Origin of the sequence: Sodalinema sp. (genome assembly GCF_046483825.1) — a bacterium.
In the GTDB taxonomy this organism is placed as follows: Bacteria; Cyanobacteriota; Cyanobacteriia; order Cyanobacteriales; family Geitlerinemataceae; genus Sodalinema.
Window position 1 is genome coordinate 1 of record NZ_JAWOCL010000277.1, and the last position, 5,345, is coordinate 5,345.

The following is a 5,345-nucleotide window of genomic DNA, read 5'->3' on the forward strand; positions in this document are numbered from 1 at the left end:
TCTTCACTCACTTGCCAACTCACCGGGGCTTCATCGGGAGATAATCCCTCCAAGGCTAGGGCTAAACCGGCAATTCCGGCGCGGTGGGGTAGTAAGGTATTGGGATCTAAAAGTGAAAGCCTCATTTCAGTCATGCTGTATTATCTCCTGAAGACGTTGGCACAGCAACTGCCCCCTTTTCACGAGAGTATGACCACTGCGCGGTTGGTGCAATGGGATAACCTCGAAACCGCTCCCATTGACTGACTTGTTTAACATTAGCCACTAAGGGAACCGTATAACGATTTAGCTTGGCTGTCTTAGCCTGGAACTGGTCTCGATCTTGTTCGAGTAAGGCCGTCACCGTCACCCCAGTATCTCGCAATTGACCTGGATAAGTCCGCCACTGGCCATCCAACCAGACGGAATCGGACTCAGGTGTCAGAACCTGATCTTGTTGTGCTAACCATTGCGCCAAATCCCATTGGCTAACATCACCGGAGAAACGAGTGACCATGACTTGTCCCTGTTCGCGCTCCCCTCGACTGTAAGGAAAGCGTTTATCATCGGGGTAAAATAGGGCATCCCGTGGAGAGCCACAGTAACGACGATTCAAGCGTCCCAACCGCTGGATTAAAGCAGCCGGTTTCGCCAGTTGAGACACTAAGAGGGTAGCGGATAAGTCCAGGGACATCTCTGCAACTTGAGTGGCGATCGCCAAAACTGGCTCCCCCTCTTTAAATGCCTTAACCACGGCTCGATGATGGTTAACGCGGTCTTCATAGCGAAAGCGACTGTGATAGAGCAACGGCTTCAACCCCCGTTCTTGCGCCTCCTCATAGACCTCAATGGCCGTGCTGACTTGATTACAGACCCACAAAACTTGACCCCCAGCCGTCAGTTCCGCTTCAACTCGCTGCCAATTCGGGGTATCTGTAAGCTCAAAGCGATATCGAGGTTGTTGTTCTAAGTCAATGGGTCCTGGAATCATGGGGACTCGGTGACCCACCGCCTGTTCGATCGCCGCCAGTTGCGAGGGTGAAAAGGAGGCAGACATCAGCAAAACCGGAGCTTTCACAGTTTCTAGAAACCGCAATAATGCACCAAACAAGCGATTGTCGTAACAGTGAACCTCATCGAACACAAAGGCTCCATTGGCGATCGCCGGAAAGCTATAGAGGGGACGGCGATGGCACTGCATCAATCCTAAGACGGTATCAACCGTAGCCACGATGATCTTGGCGCCATATTCATCAAAGGAGCGGAGTTTGAGAGCCGCTTCATTGACGATCTGATCACCGGCCTCTTCCTCTTCTCCCGTGCGCGCTAGGTCTAAATCAACATCTGCCCGAGAATGGCGTAAAATGGCGTTCACCTCATCCTGAACATAGTCCAGAAAGCCCTCGGTACTGGTTCCGGTGGTGGGGTAACAGAAAAATAACTTGCGGTTAATTCCATGACGTTTGGCCCAGAAGTAGGCGCCAAGGGTCTTACCCATGCCACATCCTCCCTGAGCGATCGCCATCCGAGGTGCATCAGCCAGCTTTGACTGAAACGGACGGGGGGGATTTCCGTTTAACCCCTGTTCAATAATGCGATCGAGATCCGCTTCCCTTAGGGTACAGTTGAGGGCTTGCTCAAGCCAATCCTCAATTTGAATCGGCTGAACATCACCGCCGGCGATCGCCGAGGCGATGGAATCCCCGGCCACCAGTATGGCTTTCAAAAGAGCCAGCCCAACCAGATTAGGCTGCCAATCCAACAACGCCTCTTGGAGAATGGCGTTCTGTTGTGCCTTCAAATCTGCCAGAGACCAATGCAACTTGGGGCAACGAGAGAGCCTGAGTTGCGCCGGACAACCGAGATGACGGACTCCAAAACGTAATAAACCTTTGAAGTTACGATGATCGCAATAGAACCTCATGTGATCATCGCCGCATCCCCAACGAATTTCACCGAAATCATTGGTTTTTGCGCCGCCTTTCCCCCCTAGCTTGAGATGATGACCGCCGGCCACAACTAAGGCGGTCAGAAAATCCCCATCGGCCTGTTGCAGCCATTCCCGAAACTCCCATACCAGAAACATGGAAAAGATTTCATGACGGACCAGTTGGGGATGGACTCTGGGATTGCGTTTGGGGTGAGCGTGGGACATCCTTTGGCGGACGACTCCCTGAAAGTGATTGTTAGCTTTCCCCCAATCATGGAAATAGGCGGCCAATCGGGCTGTTTTTTTGAACTCGTCCAGATTCCCGTTGAGGGTAAACTGTTGGCTGAGGCGATCGCCGAGATGGTCAATCAACAGCGTCACCGCCTTGACGACATCAGCGGTATGACCCACCAGGCTATACGAGCCACTCCAGGAGCCTTCAAGGGATTTCGCGAGCAGGCGATCGGGTATGAGTTGAGTTCTGTTTCTGTTCATTGGGATAAGTCCTCGCCAGTCGTCTTGATGGGATAAAACCAGCCACAACCGAAGTGTTTACGACCTCCTAGGCCTGAACATTGGAGTTTGAGGGAGTCCTCGTCGTTTAATCCTTCGACAGAGATGCCAAAGCCTAAAATATTGCGATGATGAACTTGTAAGGCTCTCAGGGCTAAGTCTCCGTCGGCGTTACTGTCAATATAGACCTCTCCCTTAATGTCTAAGGCTTGCAAGGCTTGCTGACAGGAGGCGAGAAAATGGACGGGAACCTCTTGATGGTTCCATTGTTTGAGTTTGAAGGTGACCAGACGCGATCGCAGGCTGGGACTGGGTTGAGGGAGGGACATACGGGGCTGAACTAAACGCACGAGATGACCTCGAACATCGAGAACAACATTTTGCAAACTGCGATACCACTGTTGCACCTGTTCCGCCGGACAACGCAATCGCAAACGAGAGGAACGAGTCAGAAAAATAGTCCCGTTGCGATCGCCCACCCCCGGAACGCTACAGAGTAGAACCTCGGGAGGAAGAGATTCCCCATTGAGGGCGGTTTGTTTTAAGGCGGAATAGAGAGAATACCCATGATCCGCCGGAAGGGTTTTTCCTCGAAGTCCAAATTGCAATTCTAAGTAGTTCATCATTCAAAACCTCCCGTTTCGTACTGTCGGGCCATTACGTCCGTCTCATCTTGCAGCATTTTCACCAACTCAGGAGGGTGACGCGCGATCGCCCCCGAACCATACCCCAGCAGCCAACGTTTAATCTCATTTAACCCCGTCGCCGTCAACCGCAGCGTCATTGAGCCATCGCCGTGGAGTTCAATCTCTTGACTGGAATGCCACTGACGCTCCTTGACAAATGGAGTCGTTTGTGAATCGAAATCGACAACCACCTCACAAAGGTCACCCCCCACCTCCGCCTGAAAAATCTGGCTGAGATATTGACGAGCGTCAAACGTCGGATCGCGTTCAAAGGGGGTTTCCAGAAGCTGAATCTCACGAATCCGATCCAGACGAAACCAGCGAATCTCTTGTCGCCAATGACAATAGCCAATTAAGTAGATCGTATTGACCCGAGATATATGGATGACATAGGGATCAAACTCTCGCTCAGTTTCCCGACGACGAGAGGCGGTGAAATAGCGCATCCAAAGGCGGCGAGAGGTTTGAGTTGCGGTCACCGCTGTGCACCAAATTTCAGGATCGAGACTTAAACTGGCTCTGGGGGCAAAAATCATCCGTTCATGGGCCAGTTGTTGCAAATCAATACGAGACTGTTCCGGGAGCCGTTTCCCTAATTGATCTAAAGCCGATCGCAGTTCCTTTTGATAGACCCCACCATATCCCGAGAGGGTTTGCGAGGCGGTCATCAGAGCCAATAATTCCCCCTGACTCAGAGAAATGGACGGTAAACGCCAGGTCAAATCTGTATAATGCCAACCCTGTTTGCGGTTGTAGACTAGGGGAGCATCATAGCGATCGCGCAAAAAGTTTAGATCCTCTCGAATCTGGCGTTGACTCACCTCACAGGCTCTGGCTAAGTCCCCCTGCGTGTAACGGGACTCCTGACGCAAGAGTTCATCAATATGCAGGAAACGTTCAAGTTGACGAGACTGAGGCATGACCTAAAAACCAATCATCAGGTTCATGGTAGACCCCCAACCCGGCAGCCATACTTCCGGGTTCATAAAACTTTTTGCTGTAACGAAGTGAAACAACGGAACCCCAAAATATTGACAGTCTCCCCTACGGGATTAAGATCAGAGGAGAGACCGTCCTAAAACCTTTGGCATCGACCATGAACATTACTGTCGTTTCAAGTCTATTAATTCCCTACTTGCCAGCCCTTCTCAAGAAGGTGAGCGAGTCGGAACTGGTGGGAAGCGTTGGTGAGCTGGGACAAGCCGGTTGGGAGCGAGCCTGTCAACTCTGGAACGCTCTACAACCCAAGCTAGAGAAGGAACTGTCCGCAAAACTGGCGGCGGAAGAGTTGGCCAAAAATCCTGAGGATGATACTTGGAAAAAACCCTTTGAAGCCAAGTTAGCTGAAATGATTGAAAAGGACCCGCAATTACAAGAGGCGATCGCCAACATTTTGGCGGAGGCGGAACAAGATACCAGTTCTCCAGGGATTCAGCAAACCATTAATGAGATGAAGGGGGGACAGGTAATCGGTAATATGAGCAATAGTAAAGCCACCAATGTCGGTGAAATGGGAAATGTGGGAGGCGATGTTAACTTCTGATGAATGAGTCGATTCGCCAAGAGATTAAGACCGCTCAGGATAGCCAAGTGACCGGCAATATGGTCGATAGCACGGCCTTAAACGTGCGGGAGATGCAGGCGGGAAGTTTCCTCCTGTCGGGTGATCACAATCAGGTGACGATTTATGGGAGTGTCATCAAGACTCAGGAAAAAACGACAACTCCCGCTCAACTCAAGGCGAATCCCTATCAAGGATTGTTGGCGTTTCAGGAACGGGATTATCAACGCTTTTTTGGTCGCGATCGCCAAATCAAAACCCTATGGACTAAATTGCGGGATCTCTACGAACAGAATCAGCAGCTGCGATTTCTGCCGGTTTATGGTCCCTCGGGTTGTGGGAAATCCTCTTTAGTTCGCGCTGGCTTAATTCCTGAGTTGGTGCGTCATCCCCTCCCCGTCTGTGACTCAGTGCGGGTGGCGACTCTGATTCCTGGCCATCGTCCTCTCGAAGCCTTGGCCATGGTGTTGGCGAAAGTGGCGACGAACGAACCCACCCCAGTCGCCAAAAGTGAGGAGTTCTTGGCGGTGTTAGAGAAACCCTGTGCGGTGAAATCGGGAATGTTGGGACATGAACCGGAGTTTTGTGGTTTGCGCAAAATTGCGGCCCTGTTACCGGAGATTCACACGTCGCCGTTGATTGTGTTTGTGGATCAGTTTGAGGAAATCTATTCTCT

The 5,345-nt window shown here is 51.3% G+C and carries 5 protein-coding genes; 2 read left to right on the forward strand and 3 right to left on the reverse strand.

Features of this window, described 5'->3' with window-relative positions; translation table 11 throughout:
• Positions 1-130: 130 nt before the first annotated feature.
• From cas3 to R6U67_RS17640, 3 genes are read right to left on the reverse strand one after another with little or no spacing between them, the layout of a single operon-like run.
• A complete protein-coding gene (gene cas3, locus R6U67_RS17630; RefSeq protein ID WP_410253761.1) occupies positions 131-2,404 on the reverse strand; it encodes a CRISPR-associated helicase Cas3' in 2,274 nt (757 codons plus the stop codon).
• Positions 2,401-3,048 (reverse strand): type I-MYXAN CRISPR-associated protein Cas6/Cmx6, encoded by a 648-nt coding sequence (gene cas6, locus R6U67_RS17635; protein ID WP_286186703.1) that lies wholly within the window; start codon positions 3,046-3,048, stop codon positions 2,401-2,403. The genes cas3 and cas6 overlap by 4 nt, the downstream gene beginning before the upstream one ends.
• The gene (locus R6U67_RS17640) at positions 3,045-4,028 is read right to left on the reverse strand and encodes a helix-turn-helix transcriptional regulator (RefSeq protein WP_410253762.1); all 984 of its coding nucleotides are present in this window, start codon (positions 4,026-4,028) and stop codon (positions 3,045-3,047) included. Before R6U67_RS17640 ends, cas6 begins: the two co-directional genes overlap by 4 nt.
• A 176-nt stretch (positions 4,029-4,204) precedes the next feature.
• Between R6U67_RS17640 and R6U67_RS17645 the strand changes: the two genes are divergently transcribed.
• Together R6U67_RS17645 and R6U67_RS17650 are read left to right on the forward strand one after the other, a co-directional pair.
• Positions 4,205-4,651, forward strand: a complete 447-nt coding sequence (locus R6U67_RS17645; protein WP_410253763.1) for a hypothetical protein — start codon at positions 4,205-4,207, stop codon at positions 4,649-4,651.
• A partial coding sequence (locus R6U67_RS17650) for an ATP-binding protein (protein WP_410253764.1) occupies positions 4,651-5,345 on the forward strand: 695 nt, incomplete at its 3' end. The genes R6U67_RS17645 and R6U67_RS17650, both read left to right, overlap by 1 nt.